The following is a 21,616-nucleotide window of genomic DNA, read 5'->3' on the forward strand; positions in this document are numbered from 1 at the left end:
CGAAGTGGATAGCCTTGCGAAATGCTCCCGATCCGAGACCATAACCCCTCCCGCCGAACTCCCTATGTCACCATCGCCCTGATCGTGACAAACGTGGTCGTGTTCCTCAGCTACTGGAATCTTTTCGCCGACCCGGCAGCGCTCAACAGGTTTTTTTACAACTGGGCGCTGATTCCCGCGGCGCTTTCACAAGGGGATCTGATGCATGGCCTCTTTACCTCGATGTTCCTGCATGGAGGGGTGATGCATCTGGGCGGCAACATGCTGTTTCTCTGGATTTTCGGCGACAACCTCGAGGACGAGATGGGGCATTTGGGCTTTGCGATCTTCTACCTCGCCGGAGGACTCCTGGCAGGGCTGGCGCAATACGTGACAGACCCCTCTTCCACCGTGCCGATGGTCGGCGCCTCAGGCGCGATCGCCGCGGTTATGGGGGGCTACCTGCTGATGTTTCCGAAGGCACAGGTGGATATCCTGATCATCCTGATCGTAATCTTCCGAATTCTGCCCGTCCCCGCGTGGCTGATGCTGGCAATCTGGTTCACGCTGCAACTCGTTTCCGGCAGCATGGCCGCAACCGAAGAAGGAGGCGTCGCCTACTGGGCCCATGCCGGCGGCTTCATCGCAGGTGTAATCCTGACGCTGCCCTTGTGGCTGAAACGCGGGGGATCGGCTTTCTGGTCCCGTACCCGCGGCCACCCCCCTCACCCGGTGGTCGCGTACCGGCACACCCCAATCCCCCGAATCCGCCGCTAGCCCCGGCCGGTCTTGCTTTGGGTGAAATATCCCCGCCGGAGGCATGAAGGTTTTCCTCCGGCGGGAAGAAGGTCACCGTTTTCTGGACCCGGACAAGCGGCGCCACAGCCCCTCGGCCTTGTCATCCACCGCCTCGATAATATCCCCCGCCTCATCGATCATCGGTTCGATCCGGGTTTCCCGGAACCGGACCCAGCGGTTGCGAATCGTCAGCACGACAAGCGCCAGAACCGTCAGGAAGACGATGTTGAACCACGGGACGATCCGCACATCGGGGCTGTCCACCTGACGCAGATCGATCGCGTTGGGGTAGATCGACAGGTATTCGCTGCGCCAGCCGTAGTGGGTTACCACCACCCATTGCGGGTTATCCTTGGTCGAGGCAATGTCCTGCGCCTCGGCCTGAAGGTTGGAACTGTTGACCTTGAAATAAGGCGGCCACAGCCAGCCGGTATCCTGGTTGCGATAGACGATCGGCTTGCCGTCCTCATAGAACGCCTCGATGAAAAGCACATCGCGGCTGCTGACGCCCTCCTTGTTCCCCGGCGCACTGCCGGACCAGAACATTGCGTTATCCCCGAAATCGACCCGGCGGATATCGGTATTGGTGATGCGGACTACATCATGCTGCGGCAAAGTGTAGTGCAGAAAAGAAAAGACCAGTACGGCGATGATCGCCAGAAAGGTCCATTTTACATAAGTCATGTCACCTCACATATGATTCACGACATAGAGGATCGTGCCGATCACGACCGCCGGCACAACGTAGACCCCCAGAATCAGCTTGCGACGGAGGGAGCCGTCATACGCGCGCAATCCCTCCTCGATATAGGCATCGCGATCTCCGGCCTGAACCTCCTCATCCCACTCCTGCTCCAATCTGTCGCGCGCGGCGGCGCGGCCCCGGATCGAGAGGATGATGTAGGTCACTGTCAAAACGATGAAGGCGATAATAAAAAACCGGGCGAAAGCAATCATCTGTGCCTCCTTTTGCGGGTCGGGATCAGTATACTCTCCTTGGGTCCCGCTGACAGGCCCCGTCGATGCGCGCGCTAACGCCGCATCAAACCGGAACTGGGGCGTTGTCGATCAGGCGCACGCCGTCCAGATGCGCGGCAGCGAGAACCCGCGCCGGCCGGTCAGCCCTGTCCAGCGGGGCAAGTGTCTGCGCAGAACGCAACTCGAGGTACTCCACCGCGCTGAACCCGGCAGAAAGAACCTCCGCCCGGGCAATCTCCAGCGTCCCGGCCACCGGCGCGCCGGCACACAGCGCCGCCACCGCCTTCGATAGCGCCCTGTAAAGGGCCGGCGCCGTCGCGCGCCCCGCCCGTGACAGCCGCGCATTGCGCGAAGACAACGCCAGCCCGTCTTCCGCCCGCGCGATCGGGCAACCGACAATCTCGGCCGGAATATCCAGATCGCGCACAAGACGGCGCACCAGCATCAGCTGCTGGAAGTCCTTTTCTCCGAAAAACGCCATATCCGCCCCGGTTTGCAGCAGCAGCTTGGCCACCACGGTTGCCACGCCGTCAAAATGGCCGGGCCGGTGCGCGCCACACAACCCCTCGCCGATCCCGGATACGCTGATCGTGGTGGCAAATCCCTCCGGGTACATCTGTGCCGTATCCGGGGCATAAATCGCATCCACCGCAAGCGGGGCGAGCGTCTGCGCATCGCGGACCTCGCTACGGGGGTATTTCGCCAGGTCGTCAGGATTATCGAACTGGCGCGGGTTGACAAAGATTGTCACAATAACCCGATCTGCCCGCGCCTTCGCCGCACGAACGAGACCAAGATGACCCTCATGCAGTGCGCCCATCGTCGGCACCACGCCCACACATGCGCCCGATGCGCGCCAACCGGCGACAACAGCCCGAAGCTCTGCCACCTCACGCAGGATCGGAGGGTTCATACCCCGGCCTCATCGGCGAAGATATGCTCCTGTGCGGGAAAGGTACGGGCGCGGACCTCCGCAGCGTAGGTGGCGATGGCCCGTTCCGCATCCTCGGCCAGATGGGCATAGCGTTTCACGAATTTCGGCCTGAATTCGGCAAACAGGCCCAGCATGTCATCGACCACCAGGATCTGCCCGTCACACCCGGCGGACGCCCCGATCCCGATGGTGGGAATGTCGATCTCCCCGGTGATTTCATCGGCAAGCGCGGCAGGCACTTTTTCCAGCACCGCACCGAAGGCCCCGGCTTCTGCCACGGCACGGGCATCGGCCAGGACGCGGGCCCGGTCCGCGCCCCGGCCCTGCACCTTGTACCCGCCCAGCGTATGAATCGCCTGCGGCGTCAGCCCCACATGGGCCAGCACCGGAATCGACCGCCGGGTAAGAAAACGGATGGTCTCCGCCATCGCGCCCCCCCCCTCCAGCTTGACTGCCGCGGCTCCGGTTTCGCGCATCAGTCGGGCGGCGTTGCGCAGGGCCTGCTCCGGGCTTTCCTCATAGCTGCCGAAAGGCATGTCGACGACCATCAGTGCCCGCCGGAGCCCCCGCGCCACCGCCTGGCCATGCAGGATCATCATCTCCATCGTCACGCCCAGGGTCGAGGGCAGCCCGTGCAGCACCATCCCCACGCTGTCGCCCACCAGGACCAGGTCGCAGGCGGGGTCGGCCAGCTTCGCGACAGGCGTGGTATAGGCGGTCAGGCAGACGATCGGGGGTCCCCCCTTGCGGGCGCGGATGTCTGCGGGCGTCAACTGGCGGTTTTGTGCGGCAGTGCTCATGAATCCTCCCGGTTGGCTGCCGGGCGTTATACACAAGGGCGGCAGGGAATGGCCAGAAGAAGATTGCTGCACATGCAAAATGGCTTGCGTAAAGTTGCGCGGACCTTTCTGATGGCCCAAATGATGACAGGAGACGCCCATGCGCCATCTTTTCACCACCGCATTTTGCCTTGTCCTTGGCCTTGGCCCCGCTGCCGCGCAAGACAGCCTGACCCTTGGCATGGTACTGGAGCCGCCCAATCTCGACCCCACCGCGGGGGCCGCCGCCGCGATCGACGAGGTCGTCTACGCCAACCTGTTCGAGGGGCTGACCCGCATCGGCCCCGATGGCGCGGTGCTGCCGGCGCTGGCCGAAACATGGGACGTGAACGAAACCGCGACCGAATACGTCTTTCACCTGCGCGCGGGGGTCACCTTCCACGACGGCACCGCGCTGGATGCGGGAGACGTGAAATTCACGCTTGACCGTGCGCGCGCGGAGGACAGCACCAACGCACAAAAAGGCCTGTTCGCCGGGATCGGAGCGGTCGAGGTGATCGGCCCGCTGACGGTGCGCGTGCGGCTTTCAACGCCAAATGGCAATTTCCCTTTCAACATGGCCTGGGGAGATGCGGTGATCCTTGCCCCCGAATCCGCCGCACAGGCCGCCACCGCACCGGTGGGGACCGGCCCGTTCGCCTTTGCACGCTGGGTGCAGGGCGACCGGGTGGAACTGATCCGGAACGAGAATTACTGGGGCGAAACCCCGGCGCTGAAGCGCGCGATCTTCAAGTTCATCCCCGATCCCAGCGCCGCCTTCGCCGCGCTGATGGCGGGCGATGTGGACGCTTTTCCCAATTTTCCCGCCCCTGAAACACTGGAACAGTTTCGCGCCGATCCGCGCTTTTCGGTAATCGTCGGCACGACCGAGGGGGAAACGATCCTGGCCATGAACAACGCCCGTCCCCCGCTGGACGACATCCGCGTGCGCAAGGCCATCGCCCATGCGATCGACCGGCAAGACATCGTCGACGGGGCGATGTTCGGCTACGGCACCCCGATCGGGACCCACTTCGCACCGCACAACCCCGATTACCTCGACCTCACCGGCCTTTCCCCCCACGCCCCGGACACCGCCCGCGCCCTGCTGGAAGAGGCCGGGCAAACTGACCTGACCCTGCGCCTGATGCTGCCGCCGCCATCCTATGCCCGTCGGGGCGGGGAAATTCTGGCCGCGCAGCTGCGCGCCGTCGGGATCGGGACGGAGATCATCAATCTCGAATGGGCACAGTGGCTGGAGCAGGTCTTCAAGGGCAAGGATTTCGACCTGACCATCGTCAGCCACACCGAGCCGGCGGATATCGGAATCTACGCCCGGCCCGACTATTACTTCCAGTACGCAAAGCCCGAATTCGCAGACCTGATGGCCCGGCTGGATGCAACCACCGCCCCGCAGGAGCGCAGCACACTGCTGCAAGCCGCCCAGCGCATGATCGCCGGGGATCACGTGAACGGATATCTGTTCCAGCTTGCCAAGACAGGCGTCGCCAACAGCAAGATTCGCGGATTGTGGGAAAACGCCCCCACCCAGGCCAACGACCTTACCGCAGTTTACTGGGAGGAGTGAGCCTCAGGCGGGCTCCCCCTCTGGCCAGATGGTCGGCGGGGCGGTCTGGACGATGAACCCGTTCTCATCCTCGATGAGTTCGCCCTCCAGCGCGCGGGACTGCGCCTTGGTGCGCACATGCACCCGGGTCCCCAGCGGCACGCGCTCATGCAGATCCAGGATATCCTGGTTGAACAGCCGGATGCAGCCCGCCGAAGTCGCGTGCCCGATCGAACTGACTTCGTTTGTGCCGTGGATGCGATAATAGGTATCGCGCCCGCCACGATACAGATACAACGCCCGCGCCCCCAGCGGGTTGATCGGGCCTCCGGGCAGCCCCCCCGCGTATTCGGCGTACAGCTCCGGCTCGGTCCGAATCATGTTGCGGGTCGGGGTCCAGCTTGGCCAGTGCTCCTTGCGCCGGATCACCGCATCACCGGAGAACCCGCGTCCGGCCCGCCCCACGGCGATGCCGTAGCGATAAGCACGCTGCGGCCCGGTCACGAGATAAAGAAACCGCGCCCAGGGATCCACGACGATGGTTCCCGGCGCTTCGCTGCCGGTATAGGCCACGATCACCCGGTAAGTGCGCTCGGTCAGGTAGCGCGGCGGCACCGCGCGAATCTGGAAACCGCCATCTTCGATCTGGCCATAGCGGGCCATGACATGGGCCGGGGGGCCAAGAAGAATTTCCTCAACGGGCATCCTTTGGCAGGCTCCAAGGGCAAGCGCCCCTCCGATCATGGCCCGGCGAGACAGCCGCACAGGGGATTGAGAGGTCGGTTTGAACGGGAGTTGCATCAAAGACGGCCTTCCGAATTAACTTAAACTGTGTCTAGGTTATCGGCATAGCGTCATCAGGCGTCAAGCACTCCAACCACAGGTTGCCCTCTCAGGCGGGGATCACGTTAAACCCGGGCCCACAAGGATAGCCGGTGACGTTTTCGGCCCCGCTCTCCGTCAGGAGAACGATGTCGTGCTCCCGGTAGCCGCCCGCGCCGGGCCGGCCCAGCGGCACCGTCAGCATCGGCTCCATCGAAATCACCATTCCGGGCTCCAGAACGGTTTCCACATCCTCACGCAATTCCAGCGCCGCCTCTCGCCCATAATAATGGGACAGCAGCCCGAAACTGTGGCCATACCCAAAGCTGCGGAACTCCAGCAGGCCGCGCTCCGCGTAGAATGCGTTGAGCGCGTCGACAATGTCACGGCACCTCGCACCGGGCTTCAGCAACGAAAGTCCGTATTCATGCCCCTCGACATTCGCCTGCCAGATGCGCCGGGTTTCCGCGTCGGGCATCCCCAGAAACATGGTGCGTTCCAACGCCGTGTAATAGCCCGAGATCATCGGGAAAGCATTGAGCGACAACAGGTCCCCCGCCCGCAACCGCCGCGAGGTCACCGGGTTGTGCGCACCGTCGGTGTTGGAACCGGACTGGAACCAGACCCATGTGTCGCGATACTCGGCATCGGGGAACCGGCGGGCGATCTCTGCCTCCATCGCCTCGCGCCCGGCCATGGCAACGTCAAGTTCCCGCACGCCCGCGCGCACGGCCTCGCGCATTGCGTGGCCGCCCAGATCCGCCACCGCGGCCCCGGCGCGGATCAGTTCCATCTCCGCCGGGCTTTTGCGCATCCTGTGCTGCATTGTTGCCGGAGCGATATCGATCTCGCAGGCGGGGGAGAGGACGGCACGCATCTCGGCGGCGGCGGCACAGGTCAGGTGATCGGCTTCCACGCCCAGCGTCCGGCCCGTTCCGGCCAGATGCGCCACTGCGCGCCAGAAATTGCCGCGCGCCCAGTCGGTATAGGTCAGCACATCGCCGAAGCTGCGGCGCCACGGCTGGCCGCCATCGATCCCCGCCGCCACCAGCACCGCATCCCGCGCCGTCACCACCAGCCCGTAGGGGCGACCGAAGGCGCAATACAAAAACCCGCAGTAATACGCCACGTTCTGCACCGAGCTCAGCAGCACGGCCTCTGCCCCGCAATGATCCATGGCCGAACGCAACGCCATCAGCCGGTGGGCATATTCCCCCGGCGCAAAGGGTAGAGCGGCCTTGAGGCCGTTGTGGAAGCGGTAAAATGCAGGGCGGTCTGATCTCATGGGGTCTTCTTCGGCGCAGGTTTGCCAAATGTCCACCCCCTGACAAGCCCCTTGCACAGGGGCCCGGACGGGCCTTAGGTTCGCCTCCTGACCACGGGGGGGCCGGAATGCTTCGATTTGCCGTTTTGCGGCTGATCTCGATGGGGGTAAGCCTTCTGGCCGCCAGCCTGGTGGTCTTCGCCGTGATCGAGATCATCCCCGGCGACCCGGCCGCCTTCATGCTGGGGCTCAATGCAGATCCGCAGGCAGTTGAGGCCCTGCGCGACGACCTTGGCCTGAACGGCAGCGCGCCCGCGCGTTATCTCGCCTGGCTGGGGGACATGGCGCAAGGGGATTTCGGCATTTCCTACACCTACCGCGTGCCGGTGGCGGACCTGATCGTACAGCGTCTGGGCGTGTCGCTGCCGCTGGCCGCCTATGCGCTGACACTGTCCACCCTGATCGCCCTGCCGGTCGGGATCGTGGCTGCCGCGAAGCGAGGCGGGCCGGTGGATTACGGTCTGATGGGGACGGCGCAACTTGGGATCGCGATCCCCAATTTCTGGTTTGCCATGCTGCTGGTCCTGGTCTTCGCGGTAAAGCTGCGCTGGTTCCCGGCGGGCGGGTTTCCGGGCTGGAACGACCCCGCACAAGCCCTGCGCGCGCTAAGCCTTCCGGCGCTGGCACTGGCGCTGCCACAGGCCGCGATTCTGGCCCGTGTCCTGCGGTCGGCCCTGATCGAAACGCTGGAGCAGGACTACATCCGAAGCGCCCGCGCCAAAGGCCTGAGCCGCGCGCAGGCGATCCGCCGCCATGCCTTGCGCAATGCCCTGATCCCGGTTCTGACGATCCTCGGGTTGCAGTTTTCCTTTCTGCTGGCCGGCGCAATCATCATCGAGAATGTCTTTTACCTGCCCGGTCTGGGGCGGCTGATCTTCCAGGCCATCACCCAGCGCGATCTGGTGGTGGTCGAAAGCGTCGTGATGCTGCTGGTCTTCGCGGTGATTCTCGTGACTTTCCTCGTGGATATCGCCTACGCCGCCATCGACCCCCGCCTGAGGCGCCACACATGAGCGGTCGCATACAGCTTTTGACGGGCATCGCGCTGGCCGGTGTCTTCGTACTGGCGGCACTGGTCTCGTTGTTCTGGGTGCCCCATGACGTAAGCGTGCTGAACATCGCCCAACGCCTGCAACCGCCGGGGGCGGAGTTCTGGCTGGGAACCGACCAGTTTGGCCGCGACCTGCTGTCCATGCTGATGGTGGGGGCGCGGGTTTCCATCGCGGTGGCGCTGGTGGCGGTGGGGATCGGGGTCGGGCTGGGCGTGCCATTGGGGCTTCTGGCAGCCGCCAGCCGCGGCAGGCTGCTGGATGAGGTCCTGATGCGGGGCAACGACCTTACCTTCGCCTTCCCGGCGCTGGTGATCGCCATCCTCATCACAGCCGTCTTCGGCCCCTCGGCGGTGAACGCGATTCTCGCCATCGGCATCTTCAACATCCCCGTCTTCGCCCGCGTCGCCCGTGGCGGGGCGCTGAGCCTGTGGACACTGGATTACATCCTTGCGGCGCGGGTGGCGGGCAAGGGCACTGTCCGGATCAGCCTGGAGCACATCCTGCCCAACATCACGAACCTGCTGATCGTGCAGGCGACGATCCAGTTCTCGCTCGGCATTCTGGCCGAGGCGGGCCTGTCCTATATCGGCCTTGGCGCACAGCCCCCCACGCCCAGTTGGGGGCGGATGCTGGCCGAGGCCCAGACGATGATCTACACCGCCCCGCGCCTTGCGCTGCTACCCGGCCTGGCGATCATGGCGCTTGTGCTGGGGCTGAATCTTCTCGGGGACGGGCTGCGCGACGCACTGGACCCGCGCCTGCGGCGGGCAACCCAATGATAGAGGTGAGCGACCTGCACCTGTCGATGCGCGGTACACCGGTCCTGCGCGGGGTCTCCATGGCGCTGGAACGCGGCGAGATCGCTGGCCTGGCGGGGGAAAGCGGTTCCGGCAAATCCCTGACCGCGCTGGCGATGATGGGGCTGTTGCCGCACGGGGCGCGGGCGCACGGACAGATCGTGCTGGATGGCGAAAACCTTCTGGCCTTGCCCGAACGGGAACTGTGCCACCGGCGCGGGCGCGACATCGCAATGATCTTCCAGGAGCCGATGACCGCACTCAACCCGATGCAGACCATCGGCGACCAGGTGGCCGAAACACTCGTCGTGCACAGAGTCGCCGGTCGGGGCGAAGCCCTGCGGGCAGCGCAGGCGCGGCTGGACCGGGTCGGTCTTCCCGCCGGCCGCTTCCCGCTGACGCGGTATCCCCATCAGCTTTCGGGTGGACAGCGCCAGCGGGTCTGTATTGCCATGTCCATCGCCCTGCGCCCTCAGATCCTGATCGCGGACGAACCCACCACCGCGCTGGACGTCACCACGCAGGCGCGCATCCTCGACCTGCTACGCGGACTGGTCGAAGAGGAAAACATGGGGTTGCTGCTGATCACCCATGACCTTGCGGTGATCAGCGGCATGGCCACGACGCTGTCCGTCATGCGCCGGGGCGAAATCGTGGAACAAGGCGTCACCGCGGATCTGCTGGGCGCGCCTGCCCACCCCTACACGCGTGCCTTGCTGGCGGCCTCCGCCCACCGGCCCGAAGCCGTGCCCCGGACGGCCGGTGCCGCACTTTTGCAGGTCCGCGATGCCGTTCGCAGTTATCCCCGCCCGCGCCGCGGCCTGCGCCGGACCCCGCCCTTGCGCGCGGTGGACAAAGTCAGCTTCGACATCAGGCGGGGGCAAAGCGTCGGGCTGGTGGGGGAATCGGGCTGCGGAAAATCCACGCTCGCCCGCGCAATCCTCGGGCTGGAGCCTTTGCAAGGCGGTGAAATCCGGCTGGATGGACAGCCCGTCACTCCCCGCGCAGGGCCGGACCTGCGGCGCCGGATGCAGGTCGTGTTCCAGGACCCTTACGGCAGTTTCAACCCCCGTCACCGGGTTGCACGCTTGGTGGCGGAGCCATTCCACCTGACCGGCCACCCGCGCGACGCGCAGGCGCGCGTCGCAGAGGCGCTGGAGGCTGTCGGCCTCTCCGCCGACGATGCCACCCGGTTCATCCACCAGTTTTCCGGCGGGCAGAGGCAACGCATCGCCATCGCGCGGGCGCTGATTGCCCGGCCCGACCTGATCGTGCTGGATGAGGCAGTCTCCGCGCTGGATGTGCGCGTGCGGGCACAAATACTTGACCTGCTCGCCGCGCTCCGGCAACGCTTCGGCCTGAGCTACCTGTTCATCAGCCACGATCTTCATGTCGTGCGCGCGATCACCGACCGGGTGCTCGTGATGAAGGAGGGGCGTATCATTGAACAGGGCCATACGGAAACGGTGTTCGCCCGCCCGGCGCACCCCTATACCCACGCCCTGCTGCGCGCGGCGCCAAAACTGAAACGATGAGGTGAACCCGTGCACGACCGCCCGGATATCGGGATCGCCGATCTGGCCTGCCTTGATATTGCCGAAACCGGCCTGCGCCGCCGGATTCTTGGCCCCGCGCATGCCCTTACGGAAGAAGAGCTTTCAAAATACGACCGCACCACCCTGTGGTACGATGCCTTCTGGCGCGACGGGCGGGTCGTGCTGATCACCCCCCGGTTGCTGAATCTGAGCAGCGCCCTGCGCAGGGCGGAGTTGCGCCTCGACGGGAGCCGCGCCCGTGCACGCCGCCTGTGGCGCTTCAAACGCTGGGAACTATGGGCCGTGGCCGCGCCACGCCCGCCCCGGAGCCTCTCCATCCGAATTGGCGGCTGGCAGCATGACATGGCCGTGGCGCCCGCTGGTCCGGCCCTCTTCGCAGGCAAAAACACCATCGTCACCCTGTCGAAAAACAACGACCTGCGCTGGATCCGCGATTTCGCCCTGTTCCACCGCAAAACTCAGGACGCACAAGCGATCCTGTTCATCGACAACGGCTCCGAGCGCTACACCGCCGATGACATCGTTCAGGCCCTTCGCCCCAGCGGGCTGAGCGGGCTGATCCTGCGCGCCCCGTTGCCCTATGGCCCGGTACTGAAAGGGTCTGCCAGCCGTCACAAGCTCAAGTTTTTCAAAACCGCGATACTGAATGTCGCCAGGCTGCGGTTTCTCTCACAGGCGCGCGCGGTTCTGAACGTGGATATCGACGAACTGGTCTGGAGCAAGACCGCCTCGGTCTTCGATCTCGCCGTCCGAAGCAGGCTGGGGTATCAGCCCTTCACCGGCACATGGCGTCTCCCCAACACCGGTTCCCCAACCCATGCCGACCACGTCTGGCAAGACGGCAGTGCCCCCTGCCCGACGAAATTCGCCGTCGTCCCGCGCAGCTTCGCCGGGCGATTCGGCTGGGACGTACACCGGCTGGAGCCCTTCCCCCTGCGTCATCGACTGTTGCGCGAGGATGTCGGGTACTGGCACTGTTCCGGCATTTCCACCGGCTGGAAATACACCGAACGGCTGACCCGCAAAGGCGAAGAAATGGACCCCGAGGCCCACACCCTTCTGGCCCGCGCTCTTGGCGATGACGCACCATGAGGCCGGGGGCGCGCAACCTGATCACCGATGTTGCCGGGCTGCGCGTCGGCAATGCACAGGACGCCCGCATAAAAACGGGTGTCAGCGTTCTGGTGGGCGAAACCCCCTTCACCGCCGGCATACATGTCATGGGCGGCGCCCCCGGCACGCGGGAAACCGACCTTCTGGCCCCTGACAGGCTGGTACAGGAGGTGGACGCGCTTGTCCTGTCGGGCGGGTCCGCCTTCGGGCTGGATGCGGCTTCGGGCGTGGCGGACGGGCTGCGCGCGCTCGGACGGGGCTTTGACGTGGGCGGGCAGCGCGTGCCGATCGTACCCGGCGCGATCCTGTTCGACCTGCTCAACGGCGGAAACAAGGGGTGGCACGAGAACCCCTACAAACCCCTTGGGCGCGCGGCACTGGACGCCGCCGGGAAGACTTTCGAACTGGGCACCGCGGGCGCGGGATACGGCGCCACCACGGCAGACCTGAAAGGCGGGCTGGGCTCGGCCTCCCTGGTGCTGGATTGTGGCGTCACGGTCGGCGCGCTGGTGGCGGTAAATGCGCTTGGCTCCGCGGTGATGGAGGGTGGGCGGTTCTGGGCCGAACCGTTCGAGTTCAACGCCGAATTCGGCGGCCCGCGCCACGGCACCCACGACCCGGCATCCGAACCCCGCCCCGAGACGCGGCCTGGCGCGGCCACCACCATCGCCATCGTCGCCACGGACGCGGCCCTGACACAGGCGCAGGCAACCCGGCTGGCCGTGGCGTCCCATGACGGCATGGCACGCGCCCTGCTGCCCAGCCACACGCCTTTCGACGGCGACCTCGTATTTGCCGCCGCAACCGGTGCGCACCCGTTGCCCGAAGGGTTCGAAACCGTCCGCCTGGGCCATGCCGCCGCCCAGTGCCTTGCCCGTGCCATTGCCCGTGGCGTGTACCATGCCCGCCCCGAACCGGACGACATACACCCCACCTGGCGCGGGAAATTTGGCTGATGCGCGACCTGCCCGGATAAAACAGGAGGAAGGGAAACCGACATGACCGCGACACATCTGCAAAGCCTGCTGAAGGACCCCGCGCTCCTGGAAACCCGCGCCTATATCGGTGGCACATGGGTGGAGGCCGACGACGGGGCACGATTTGACGTGACGAACCCCGCACGCGGCGATGTGATTGCCCGCGTGGCGGATGTGACCCGCTCGGAAACCGCCCGCGCCATAGCCTGCGCCGAGACCGCCCAAAAGGACTGGGCCGCCCGCACCGGGAAAGAGCGCGCCGCGATCCTGCGCCGCTGGTTTGAGCTGATGATGGCCTGCCAGGCCGACCTGGCCACCATCCTGACCGCTGAAATGGGCAAACCTCTGGCCGAAGCGAAAGCCGAAATCGCCTATGGTGCCAGTTTCATCGAGTGGTTTTCCGAGGAGGCCAAGCGCATCTACGGCGAAACCATTCCCGGCCATCAGCCGGACAAACGCCTGACCGTGATCCGCCAACCGGTGGGGGTGGTGGGGTCGATCACACCGTGGAACTTTCCCAACGCCATGATCACCCGAAAGGCCGCGCCCGCAATGGCGGCGGGGTGCAGCTTCGTTGCCCGCCCGGCGGCGGAAACGCCGCTTTCGGCGCTGGCGCTGGCGGTTCTGGCCGAACGCGCGGGCATCCCCGCCGGGGTATTTTCGGTCGTGACGTCCAGCCGCGCCTCCGACATCGGCAAGGAGTTTTGCGAAAACCCGATCATGCGCAAGCTGACATTTACCGGTTCGACCGAGGTCGGGCGCATCCTGCTGCGTCAGGCTGCCGGCCAGGTGATGAAATGCAGCATGGAGTTGGGCGGCAACGCGCCCTTTATCGTGTTCGACGACGCGGATCTGGACGCCGCCGTTCAGGGCGCAATCCTGTGCAAGTTTCGCAACAACGGCCAGACCTGCGTCTGTGCCAATCGCATTTATGTCCAGGCCGGCGTATACGAGGCCTTTGCCGGGAAACTGGCGGCCGCGGTGGCAAAACTGAACGTGGGGGACGGGCTGGAGGCCGGGACCGACCTCGGGCCGCTGATCTCCGAAGAGGCGCTCAGGAAGGTGGAAGAGCATCTGGCCGACGCCACCGCCAGGGGCGCACAGGTCATCCACGGCGGGGCGCGCCACGGCAATGGCGGGACCTATTTCGAACCGACGATCCTGACCGGCGCCACGCCCGACATGAAATTCTCCACCGAGGAAACCTTCGGCCCGCTGGCACCCCTGTTCCGCTTCGAGACCGAGGAAGAGGCAATCGCGCTGGCCAATGACACGATCTTCGGGCTGGCGTCCTATTTCTATGCCCGCGACATTGGGCGCGTGCACCGGGTCGGCGAGGCGTTGGAATACGGCATCGTCGGGATCAACACCGGGCTGATTTCGACCGAGGTCGCGCCCTTTGGCGGCATCAAGCAATCCGGTCTGGGCCGCGAGGGCAGCCGCCACGGGATCGAGGACTTCCTCGAAATGAAATACATGTGCCTCGCGATCTGAATCCGTCATGAAATCTGCGCATTTCCGCCAGCGGGCGGTCACGGGAAACCGGCACCCAAGGCAGATCGTAACCTGTTTTGGGGAACCCTGGGGGCACATCTTCTCGCATTGAGCACTGGAAAAGTGCTGGCGGCAGCAAGATCCGGGCGGTCACCGACAATGACGGGGTCGACAATCACTCCGGCGAGACGATGTTCTTCGCCGTTCCTCCGTAAGGGCCTGGAACATCTGGGTGCGCGGGAGCGCGCCCCTGCCTTTCGGATGCCTTGAATGCGGCCTTTGGGCCGACGCAGCTTGATCCGCCTCGCGGGCGGAACCGTCGGCATGATGTCCACCCGGCCGACCGCTGATCGGTGGCGCCCCCGCTGCCGGAATTGTGAGGGACGCGTCACCGGAGCCCTTCCGATATTGCAAGACTGGCCAACACATCGGGGGCGCCGAATCAGGCGCAAATGCACGGCAGGACGTGCCCTGACGGGGGAACGGTTTTCAAGGGTTCCTTGCGTCACCGCGCGGATGCCATGCCGCCCCTCCGGCCTGAGCGTTCCTATTTGGCCTGGAACTGCTCCAGAATCATGTTCCGGGCCGCAGTGAGCCGTGGCGTCCGCATCCCTGCCTTCAACCAATAGAGAAAGTAGTCCACTTTCGGATCGCCACTGGGCCCGTCCACGGAAATCAGAGTCCCGGCGGCAATCTCCCTTCTGGCCAGGTAGGTTGGAAGAACCGACCATCCAAAGCCGGCGATTACGAGATTGCGAAGACAGCGCAAGTCCGGCGCGGTCGCGCATTCATTGGTATTCCCAATGTCAATGCCGTTATGGCCGAGCCACTGGCGAATGAACTGGCGGCCCATTTCATAGGCGACGAACGGCGTACTCAAAAGTGTCCGGGGCAGATCGTCCGGAAGCTCGAACCGGCGTTCCCAGCTTTTTGGAACGGCAAGGATGAGTTCTTCACTCCCAAGCCTTGCATAGCCGATCTTCGGGTCCGCCGGAACGTTGATTCCGAACCCGAAATCCGCCGCGCCGCTTTCCAGAGCCAGCAGCGATTCCTCGCCAGGGGCAGGGGAAAAGCGAAGGGCAAGGTTGTTTTCGGTCAAGGCCCTCAGGCGCGGGCCGACAAGATCGGAGAGGATATCAGAAGGGCCCGACAAAAGGATGCTGCCGCTCAGATGTACGGACCGGGCCTGGGTTTCCGCGAACACGGATTCAAGGTGATCGATCGACCCACCGATCCTCAGGGCAAGCTCCTCGGCCACTTTGGTGGGCGCCACACCGCGCGGGTGACGCTCAAACAATTGCCGCCCGAACTGCGCCTCAAGGCTTGAGATATGCTGTGAAATGGCGGGCTGCGTCATCCCCAACAGATCGGCCGCCCGTGAAATGGAGCGTTGCCTGAAAACTTCGCAGAAACTTCGGAGGAGCAGAAGGGACATACACCATATATAAAAATATTTATATCAGGTGGCAATTAGAATTATTTCTTTTCTGGCAAATACTCCCCGATATTGGCATCACAGACGCAACACCGGCGTCGCAACCCACATCGAGGAAACACCGAAATGTCCAAACTTATCGCCATCACCTTTGACGACGCCGCCACCGCCTTCGATATGAAAGCCCGGCTCGTTTCCATGCAGGACGACTACCTCCTGCAACTCGACGACATCGTCGTCGTCACGAACGAAGAGGGCAAACCCAGACTTCACCAGGCGACGGACCTGACCACCCTGGGCGCCATCAACGGCGGCTGGTGGGGCATGTTCATCGGACTTATCTTCCTCAACCCGCTTCTCGGCATGGCCGTTGGCGCAGCCTCCGGCGCCCTTGGCGGTCGGCTTGCCGATATCGGGATCGACGACCGGTTCATGAAAGACGTCGGCCAGACGCTGAAAAACGGGAAGGCCGCCGTCTTCGTCCTCGTCCGCGATCTGACGCAGGACAAGGTTCTGGACGGAATCGAAGCCTTCCGCGGCAAAGGTAACGTCTTCACCACCTCGCTGTCGCAAAAGGACGAGAATGCGCTCCGCGAGGCTCTCGAGGCCGCCTGAGCGGACCCAAAGCATCCTGTGGCGCCGCAATGACCGCGGTGCCGCGCTCCCCCACACCCACAGGAAACGGAGATACCAATGAAAATGCGTAATGAAGAATTCATCAGCAACGGGACGACCTGCAGAGGCGTTCTCTATCTTCCTGAACATACCGATGGGCCGCATCCTTGCATTGTCATGGCACATGGCTTCGGACTGACCCACGACAGTGGCCTGATGCCCTTCAAGGAAGCTTTCGTGGAGGCCGGCTACGCTGTCTTTGCCTTCGACTACCGGACATTCGGTTCGAGCGATGGCACCCCGCGCGACGTGATGAACCCGTTTCACCAGGTCGACGACTACCTGGCCGCACTGGCCCATGCCCGGTCGACCGAAGAGGTGGATGCCGCGCGGATTGCGCTCTGGGGCACGTCCTTTGCCGGCGGCCTCGTGACCGTGGCGGCAGCGCGTGATGGCCAGGTGCAGGCCACGATCTCACAATGCCCCATGATGGATGGTCTGGCGGCAACGGCCGGACTCATCGGGTATGCCGGGATTGGCCAGGGCATGCGGCTGTCATGGCATGCCACAGTGGATGCGGTACGATCCATATTCGGGGCGCGGCGGCGCTATGTCGGTGCTGCGGGCAAGCCCGGCGACCTCGCCATGATGACAGCCGACGATTGCTACGATGGCTATGTACCGATCCTTGCGGACAATGCGAACAACCGCGTCGCGGCAATCGTTTCCATGTATCTTCCCTTCTTCCGCCCGGTCAGCAAGGCACACAAGGTAACCGCCCCCGCACTGCTCCTGATCTGTGAAAAGGATACGGTCGCCCCTGCGAAAGTCGCGAAAAAGGCGGCGGAAAAGATGCCAACCGCAGAGACGCGGCTCTACGATATCGGTCACTTCGATGTTTATACCGGCAAGGGGTTCGAAATGTCCCTGAAGGACCAGATCGAATTTCTCGGCCGCGTCCTGCCCGTCCGTGAAGCGGCATCCGCAGCCCCGGAGAATGCGGTGCCTGCCGCCAGCGCGACCGGGGCGGCTTAAGACCGCCCGGCAAGAGGAGGTTTCTGCCTCATCGCGCATGCCGGGAGTCCCCCGGAGAGTGACGATAAGGCAGAAACCGCCCCGCCGAGCGACGGCAAAAAGGCCGCCAAAGGCAGGTACGGCCTATGCGCAAACACTGTTCGTCGGGACATCGGGATCGCCCCGGACGACCTCAAGGTCAAAGACAGGATGACCGGGCCGGACCGCCTGAAGGTATTTCCAAAATCCGTATCAGGCGCCGCCCAAAAAACGCCCGAAGGCCGGAAGACCCGGCCAGGCACTCCCGGTCGCGACATGTCCGGCGAACACTCCCCCCGCAAACGACTGAAACTGTCCAGACGCACCGGGCCATCTCTCAAAAACATGGTTGAGAACGACGCCGGCTCCTGCCGATTTCAGGACCTCCCTTCGCGGGGCGCTGCACGGGGGCAGCGAAAACGGCCCCGGACCACCTTCAGGACCCCAGCGCACGGGGACGCGGCCCGCCGGTCGCCCAGTCCAGAAGTTCTACCGTGTGCACCACCGGCACATCGGTTCCCGAACCGATCTGCACCATGCACCCGATATTCCCGGCGGCGATCACCTGTGGGGCCTTCGCCTCCAGCGTCGCGACCTTGCGGGCCTTCAACTGCCCGGCAATCTCCGGCTGCAAAAGGTTGTAAGTTCCCGCCGACCCACAGCAAAGATGACTGTCAGCCGGTTCGACCACTTCGAACCCCGCCCGGATCAGCAGCGCCTTCGGCGCGGATGTCACCTTCTGCCCATGCTGCAAGGAACAGGCGGAATGATACGCCACCCGCAATCCGCCGGCACCTTCGGGCAGATCCAGGAGGCAGAGCATCTCGCTCACGTCCTTTGCCCTTGCGGCCACCGTTTGTGCCGCATCGGCCAGGGCAGTGGTGCGGAACATGTGCCCATAATCCTTCACGGTCGTGCCGCAGCCGCTGGTATTGATGACAATGGCGTCCAGCCCCTCACCTTCGATCTCCGCCATCCAGGCGCGGATATTGGCCTCGGCCTGCGCATGGCTGCCCGTCGTGCGCCCCATATGATGGTTCAGCGCCCCGCAGCACCCCGCGCCCCGCGCCACGACCACCTCACATCCCAGCCGCCGCAGCAGCCGGATGGTCGCATCGTTGATATCCGTGTTCAGAACCTTCTGCGCGCAGCCCGTCATCAGGGCCACGCGCACACGGCGCTGCCCGTGCGCGGGGAAGACCTGGGGCGCATCGTTGGGGCTGGGCCCGGTCACCCGGTCAGGCGCCATGGCCAGCATCGCCCGCAAACGTATATCGGGCATCAGCCGCGCCAGCGGCCGCCCCAGCCGTGCCAGCCGCAGGGCCTGGCGAAACCGCGCCGGGTAGGGCAGCACCCGCGCCAGAACGGCCCTGAGGCTGCGGTCCAGGAACGGGCGGCGATAGGTTTTCTCGATATGCGCACGCGCCTGATCGACGAGATGCATGTAATGTACGCCCGAAGGGCAGGTCGTCATGCAGGCAAGGCAGGACAGGCAACGGTCGATGTGTTTTACCGTGTTGGCATCGGCCGGACGACCGCTTTCCAGCATATCCTTGATGAGGTAGACGCGCCCGCGCGGACTGTCCAGTTCGTCCCCAAGAACCTGATAGGTCGGGCAGGTTGCGGTGCAGAACCCGCAATGCACACAGGCGCGCAGAATCTCGTTCGCACGCTGCAATGCCGGGTCTTTCAGCTGTTCTTCGGTGAAATTTGTCTGCATGGATTCAGGCCGGATCGCATATGAAGATACCGCGGGGATCGAATTGAGCACGCAGGGCGGCGGTGAGGGCTGCGATGGCCGGCGGATGCGCACTCAGCCCGCAGCCGGAGCCGCGCACCTGACGGGCGTGGCCCGCAAACGGCCCCAAGGCAGACAGATCGGTGCCTGCGGGCAACTCTGCCCAGACCAGACCGCCGCCCCAGTCATAGAACGCCCGCGCCCCCTCCGGCAGACGCGCCACCAGCCCCGGTGCCTCAGTCGCCTTGACCACGATGCGCCATACATCGCGACCGCTGCCCGCGAAGAGGCGGACATCGCGCAGATCCGCCCATCGTGCGTCCCCCTGCTCCACCTCGATCTCTCCGAAGGCTGACAGCAGCGCCTCCAGGCGCCCGGCACGGTAGCACACCGAATCCGAAAACCCTTCCAGCCGCAGCAGGGTCAGCGGCCCACCGGCACGGGCAGGCAGATGCGCCGCCCCCGTCACCTCGAAAGGAGAGCCCAATGCCGCCGCCATCGCGGCCACGGCCCGCCGGTCGTCAAGCCCGTGCAAGATCAGCGTCACCGCGGTTTCGACCCCGGGCAAAACCTTCAGGCTGACCTCCGTCAAGGCCCCCAGCATACCCCGACTGCCCGCCATCAGCTTGACCAGGTCATACCCGGTGACGTTCTTCATGACACGCCCTCCATTGCGCAGCACCTGCCCGCGCCCATCCACGAACCGCACGCCCAGCAGCGCATCGCGGCATGCCCCGGCCTGAACCCGCCGCGGACCGGAAACGTTCGCCGCAACCATCCCGCCAAGGGTCGGTTCCCCGGTGGTCCCCAGAAGCGAGCGATGATCCATCGGTTCGAAAGCCAGCCGCTGCCCCTCTGCCGCCAACAGGGCCTCGACCTCCACCACAGGGGTCCCGGCGCGCGCAACCAGCGTCAGCGCACCGGGTTCATACACCTCCACACCGCGCAGGGCCGAAAGGCTCAGACGCTCTCCCTTGCCGAAACTCCGGGTGCCGCCGCCCACCACACGCAGGGGCGCCTGCGCCCCGGCCACCATCGCGCAAAGTTCCGCTTCATCCGCCGGTGTCATCATCTTGCAAGGTCCAATTTCCGCTCTCCCTTTCAGGCGGCGCCGGCCCGGTGCGGCGCGGAAACATCCAGCGGAAACACCTTCGCGGGATTCAGCAACCATTTGGGGTCGAACACATCTTTCACACGCATCTGCGCTTTCATATCCGCGGCGCTGAACTGCACGCCCATCAGGTCCCGCTTTTCGATTCCCACGCCATGCTCCCCGGTCAGGCAACCGCCGACTTCGACGCACAGCTTCAGGATCTCGGCCCCGAACGCTTCGCAGGTTTCCAGATCGCCGGGCCTGTTGGCATCGAACAGGATCAGCGGGTGCATGTTACCATCCCCCGCGTGAAAGACGTTGCCCACCGCAAGCCCGAAATGTTCTGACATCTCGCCGATCCGCTTGAGAACATGGGGCAGTTGCGACACCGGAATCGTGCCGTCGAGGCACATGTAATCGTTGATCTGCCCCATCGCACCGAAGGCGGACTTCCGCCCCAGCCAGATGCGGGCGCTTTCCTCCTCGGAGCGGCTTTCGCGCAGTTCCACAGGGTCGTGGCGGCGGGCGATACCGCAGATCAGTTCGAGTTGGGCGTCGATCTCTTCGGCACTGCCCTCGACCTCGACGATCAGCAGCGCCTCGCAATCAGGATAGCCCGCGCCAGCGAAAGCTTCGGTCGCGCGGATACAGGGGCGATCCATGAACTCGATCGCCACGGGCAGAACCCCGGCCTTGATGATGTCCGAGACGCAGGCCCCCGCGACCTCGTTGCTGTCAAAGCCGATCAGGACGGGGCGCGCGCCCTCGGGCCGGGGCAGGATGCGCAAGGTCGCCTCCGTCACCACGCCCAACTGCCCCTCGGAGCCGCAAACCAGCCCCAGAAGGTCCAGCCCGGCGGGTTCCAGGTAAGGCCCGCCAAGCTCCACCACCGTACCGTCCATCAGCACCATGGTGAGACCCAGCAGATTGTTCGTCGTCACCCCGTATTTCAGGCAATGGGCCCCGCCGGAATTCATCGCGATATTGCCTGCGATGGCACAGGCCAGCTGACTGGAAGGATCGGGGGCATAGAAAAACCCCGCCTCCTCCACCGCGGTGGAAACCGAAAGGTTGGTGCGCCCTGCCTGCACACGGATGAAGCGATTGTCGTAATCGGTTTCAAGCACATCGCTCATGCGCGCCACGCCCAGGATGACCGCGTCCGCGGTCGGCAGCGCCCCTCCGGCAAGGGACGTTCCCGCGCCGCGCGGCACCACGGGGATATCTTCCTCATGGCATACGCGCAGCACGTCCGCGACCTCATCGGTGCTGCGGGGCAGCACCACGGCCAGCGGCGGGCACTTGTAGGCGGTCAGTGCATCGCATTCGTAGGCGCGCGTCTCGGCCGGATCGTGGATCACCCCACCCGCCCCCAGTGTCGCGACAAGCCGGGCAACGATCCTGTCCTTTCCCGACAGGATACGTGTATCGGGCACGGGCATATCCATGGCTTTCCCCCTATTATTGGTAAGA

At 64.7% G+C, this 21,616-nt stretch carries 20 protein-coding genes; 10 read left to right on the forward strand and 10 right to left on the reverse strand.

The features are described 5' to 3' along the window. Positions 1–21: 21 nt before the first annotated feature. On the forward strand, positions 22–756 hold the full coding sequence (locus tag C8N32_RS08005; protein ID WP_107892256.1) for a rhomboid family intramembrane serine protease: 735 nt from the start codon (positions 22–24) through the stop codon (positions 754–756). Positions 757–828: 72 nt separating this feature from the next. On the opposite strand, the gene C8N32_RS08010 is transcribed toward C8N32_RS08005, so the two are convergent. The 4 genes from C8N32_RS08010 to panB all read right to left on the reverse strand — a co-directional run bounded on the left by C8N32_RS08010 (position 829) and on the right by panB (position 3,489). After that, complete coding sequence (locus tag C8N32_RS08010) at positions 829–1,461, reverse strand: DUF1523 family protein (protein WP_107892258.1); 633 nt, start codon at positions 1,459–1,461, stop codon at positions 829–831. Between the two features lie 6 nt (positions 1,462–1,467). Then, positions 1,468–1,734 (reverse strand): hypothetical protein, encoded by a 267-nt coding sequence (locus C8N32_RS08015; RefSeq protein ID WP_107892260.1) that lies wholly within the window; start codon positions 1,732–1,734, stop codon positions 1,468–1,470. Between the two features lie 85 nt (positions 1,735–1,819). Next, entirely contained in the window at positions 1,820–2,668 is an 849-nt protein-coding gene (gene panC, locus C8N32_RS08020) for a pantoate--beta-alanine ligase (RefSeq protein ID WP_107892263.1), read from the reverse strand. Beyond that, on the reverse strand, positions 2,665–3,489 hold the full coding sequence (gene panB / locus C8N32_RS08025; protein WP_107892265.1) for a 3-methyl-2-oxobutanoate hydroxymethyltransferase: 825 nt from the start codon (positions 3,487–3,489) through the stop codon (positions 2,665–2,667). The genes panC and panB overlap by 4 nt, the downstream gene beginning before the upstream one ends. Positions 3,490–3,628: 139 nt before the next feature. Here panB and C8N32_RS08030 point away from each other — a divergent pair, with 139 nt between their 5' ends. After that, complete coding sequence (locus tag C8N32_RS08030; RefSeq protein WP_107892268.1) at positions 3,629–5,095, forward strand: ABC transporter substrate-binding protein; 1,467 nt, start codon at positions 3,629–3,631, stop codon at positions 5,093–5,095. Positions 5,096–5,098: 3 nt separating this feature from the next. Here C8N32_RS08030 and C8N32_RS08035 read toward each other — a convergent pair whose 3' ends face one another. Both C8N32_RS08035 and C8N32_RS08040 read right to left on the reverse strand, forming a co-directional pair. After that, positions 5,099–5,818: a L,D-transpeptidase gene (locus tag C8N32_RS08035; protein ID WP_107892456.1), complete on the reverse strand. Its 720-nt coding sequence runs from the start codon at positions 5,816–5,818 to the stop codon at positions 5,099–5,101. Between the two features lie 148 nt (positions 5,819–5,966). Continuing rightward, positions 5,967–7,181, reverse strand: a complete 1,215-nt coding sequence (locus C8N32_RS08040; protein ID WP_107892458.1) for an aminopeptidase P family protein — start codon at positions 7,179–7,181, stop codon at positions 5,967–5,969. Positions 7,182–7,288: 107 nt separating this feature from the next. On the opposite strand from C8N32_RS08040, the gene C8N32_RS08045 reads away from it, so the two are divergent. From C8N32_RS08045 to C8N32_RS08070, 6 genes are read left to right on the forward strand one after another with little or no spacing between them, the layout of a single operon-like run. Further along, a complete protein-coding gene (locus C8N32_RS08045; RefSeq protein ID WP_107892270.1) occupies positions 7,289–8,233 on the forward strand; it encodes an ABC transporter permease in 945 nt (314 codons plus the stop codon). Continuing rightward, entirely contained in the window at positions 8,230–9,051 is an 822-nt protein-coding gene (locus C8N32_RS08050; RefSeq protein ID WP_107892272.1) for an ABC transporter permease, read from the forward strand. Before C8N32_RS08045 ends, C8N32_RS08050 begins: the two co-directional genes overlap by 4 nt. Then, on the forward strand, positions 9,048–10,604 hold the full coding sequence (locus C8N32_RS08055; protein WP_107892274.1) for an ABC transporter ATP-binding protein: 1,557 nt from the start codon (positions 9,048–9,050) through the stop codon (positions 10,602–10,604). The genes C8N32_RS08050 and C8N32_RS08055 overlap by 4 nt, the downstream gene beginning before the upstream one ends. 9 nt (positions 10,605–10,613) lie before the next feature. After that, positions 10,614–11,717 carry a hypothetical protein gene (locus C8N32_RS08060; RefSeq protein WP_107892277.1) on the forward strand — a complete coding sequence of 368 codons (1,104 nt, stop codon included), beginning with the start codon at positions 10,614–10,616 and terminating at the stop codon, positions 11,715–11,717. Continuing rightward, positions 11,714–12,694 carry a P1 family peptidase gene (locus tag C8N32_RS08065; RefSeq protein ID WP_107892279.1) on the forward strand — a complete coding sequence of 327 codons (981 nt, stop codon included), beginning with the start codon at positions 11,714–11,716 and terminating at the stop codon, positions 12,692–12,694. Before C8N32_RS08060 ends, C8N32_RS08065 begins: the two co-directional genes overlap by 4 nt. A 42-nt stretch (positions 12,695–12,736) precedes the next feature. After that, a complete protein-coding gene (locus tag C8N32_RS08070) occupies positions 12,737–14,209 on the forward strand; it encodes an NAD-dependent succinate-semialdehyde dehydrogenase (RefSeq protein ID WP_107892281.1) in 1,473 nt (490 codons plus the stop codon). A gap of 547 nt (positions 14,210–14,756) precedes the next feature. Here C8N32_RS08070 and C8N32_RS08075 read toward each other — a convergent pair. Then, positions 14,757–15,644, reverse strand: a complete 888-nt coding sequence (locus tag C8N32_RS08075) for a LysR family transcriptional regulator (RefSeq protein WP_107892283.1) — start codon at positions 15,642–15,644, stop codon at positions 14,757–14,759. 126 nt (positions 15,645–15,770) lie between these two features. On the opposite strand from C8N32_RS08075, the gene C8N32_RS08080 reads away from it, so the two are divergent. Together C8N32_RS08080 and C8N32_RS08085 are read left to right on the forward strand one after the other, a co-directional pair. Further along, positions 15,771–16,259: a DUF1269 domain-containing protein gene (locus tag C8N32_RS08080; RefSeq protein WP_107892286.1), complete on the forward strand. Its 489-nt coding sequence runs from the start codon at positions 15,771–15,773 to the stop codon at positions 16,257–16,259. An 84-nt stretch (positions 16,260–16,343) separates the two neighbouring features. Beyond that, positions 16,344–17,294: an alpha/beta hydrolase gene (locus C8N32_RS08085; RefSeq protein ID WP_280523234.1), complete on the forward strand. Its 951-nt coding sequence runs from the start codon at positions 16,344–16,346 to the stop codon at positions 17,292–17,294. Between the two features lie 454 nt (positions 17,295–17,748). Here C8N32_RS08085 and glcF read toward each other — a convergent pair whose 3' ends face one another. From glcF to C8N32_RS08100, 3 genes are read right to left on the reverse strand one after another with little or no spacing between them, the layout of a single operon-like run. Then, the gene (gene glcF / locus C8N32_RS08090; RefSeq protein ID WP_107892290.1) at positions 17,749–19,032 is read right to left on the reverse strand and encodes a glycolate oxidase subunit GlcF; all 1,284 of its coding nucleotides are present in this window, start codon (positions 19,030–19,032) and stop codon (positions 17,749–17,751) included. Positions 19,033–19,036: 4 nt separating this feature from the next. Beyond that, entirely contained in the window at positions 19,037–20,119 is a 1,083-nt protein-coding gene (locus tag C8N32_RS08095) for an FAD-binding protein (RefSeq protein WP_107892461.1), read from the reverse strand. 32 nt (positions 20,120–20,151) lie between these two features. Further along, a complete protein-coding gene (locus tag C8N32_RS08100) occupies positions 20,152–21,591 on the reverse strand; it encodes an FAD-linked oxidase C-terminal domain-containing protein (RefSeq protein ID WP_107892292.1) in 1,440 nt (479 codons plus the stop codon). Positions 21,592–21,616 lie beyond the last annotated feature (25 nt).

The organism is Rhodovulum imhoffii (assembly GCF_003046545.1).
In the GTDB taxonomy this organism is placed as follows: Bacteria; Pseudomonadota; Alphaproteobacteria; order Rhodobacterales; family Rhodobacteraceae; genus Rhodovulum; species Rhodovulum imhoffii.

Bases quoted from the DNA above. Each gene is read 5' to 3' on its own strand.
- C8N32_RS08005 (WP_107892256.1), top strand. From the start codon at position 22: ATGCTCCCGATCCGAGACCATAACCCCTCCCGCCGAACTCCCTATGTC.
- C8N32_RS08010 (WP_107892258.1), bottom strand. From the start codon at position 1,461: ATGACTTATGTAAAATGGACCTTTCTGGCGATCATCGCCGTACTGGTC.
- C8N32_RS08015 (WP_107892260.1), bottom strand. From the start codon at position 1,734: ATGATTGCTTTCGCCCGGTTTTTTATTATCGCCTTCATCGTTTTGACA.
- panC (WP_107892263.1), bottom strand. From the start codon at position 2,668: ATGAACCCTCCGATCCTGCGTGAGGTGGCAGAGCTTCGGGCTGTTGTC.
- panB (WP_107892265.1), bottom strand. From the start codon at position 3,489: ATGAGCACTGCCGCACAAAACCGCCAGTTGACGCCCGCAGACATCCGC.
- C8N32_RS08030 (WP_107892268.1), top strand. From the start codon at position 3,629: ATGCGCCATCTTTTCACCACCGCATTTTGCCTTGTCCTTGGCCTTGGC.
- C8N32_RS08035 (WP_107892456.1), bottom strand. From the start codon at position 5,818: ATGATCGGAGGGGCGCTTGCCCTTGGAGCCTGCCAAAGGATGCCCGTT.
- C8N32_RS08040 (WP_107892458.1), bottom strand. From the start codon at position 7,181: ATGAGATCAGACCGCCCTGCATTTTACCGCTTCCACAACGGCCTCAAG.
- C8N32_RS08045 (WP_107892270.1), top strand. From the start codon at position 7,289: ATGCTTCGATTTGCCGTTTTGCGGCTGATCTCGATGGGGGTAAGCCTT.
- C8N32_RS08050 (WP_107892272.1), top strand. From the start codon at position 8,230: ATGAGCGGTCGCATACAGCTTTTGACGGGCATCGCGCTGGCCGGTGTC.
- C8N32_RS08055 (WP_107892274.1), top strand. From the start codon at position 9,048: ATGATAGAGGTGAGCGACCTGCACCTGTCGATGCGCGGTACACCGGTC.
- C8N32_RS08065 (WP_107892279.1), top strand. From the start codon at position 11,714: ATGAGGCCGGGGGCGCGCAACCTGATCACCGATGTTGCCGGGCTGCGC.
- C8N32_RS08070 (WP_107892281.1), top strand. From the start codon at position 12,737: ATGACCGCGACACATCTGCAAAGCCTGCTGAAGGACCCCGCGCTCCTG.
- C8N32_RS08075 (WP_107892283.1), bottom strand. From the start codon at position 15,644: ATGTCCCTTCTGCTCCTCCGAAGTTTCTGCGAAGTTTTCAGGCAACGC.
- C8N32_RS08080 (WP_107892286.1), top strand. From the start codon at position 15,771: ATGTCCAAACTTATCGCCATCACCTTTGACGACGCCGCCACCGCCTTC.
- C8N32_RS08085 (WP_280523234.1), top strand. From the start codon at position 16,344: ATGCGTAATGAAGAATTCATCAGCAACGGGACGACCTGCAGAGGCGTT.
- glcF (WP_107892290.1), bottom strand. From the start codon at position 19,032: ATGCAGACAAATTTCACCGAAGAACAGCTGAAAGACCCGGCATTGCAG.
- C8N32_RS08095 (WP_107892461.1), bottom strand. From the start codon at position 20,119: ATGACACCGGCGGATGAAGCGGAACTTTGCGCGATGGTGGCCGGGGCG.
- C8N32_RS08100 (WP_107892292.1), bottom strand. From the start codon at position 21,591: ATGGATATGCCCGTGCCCGATACACGTATCCTGTCGGGAAAGGACAGG.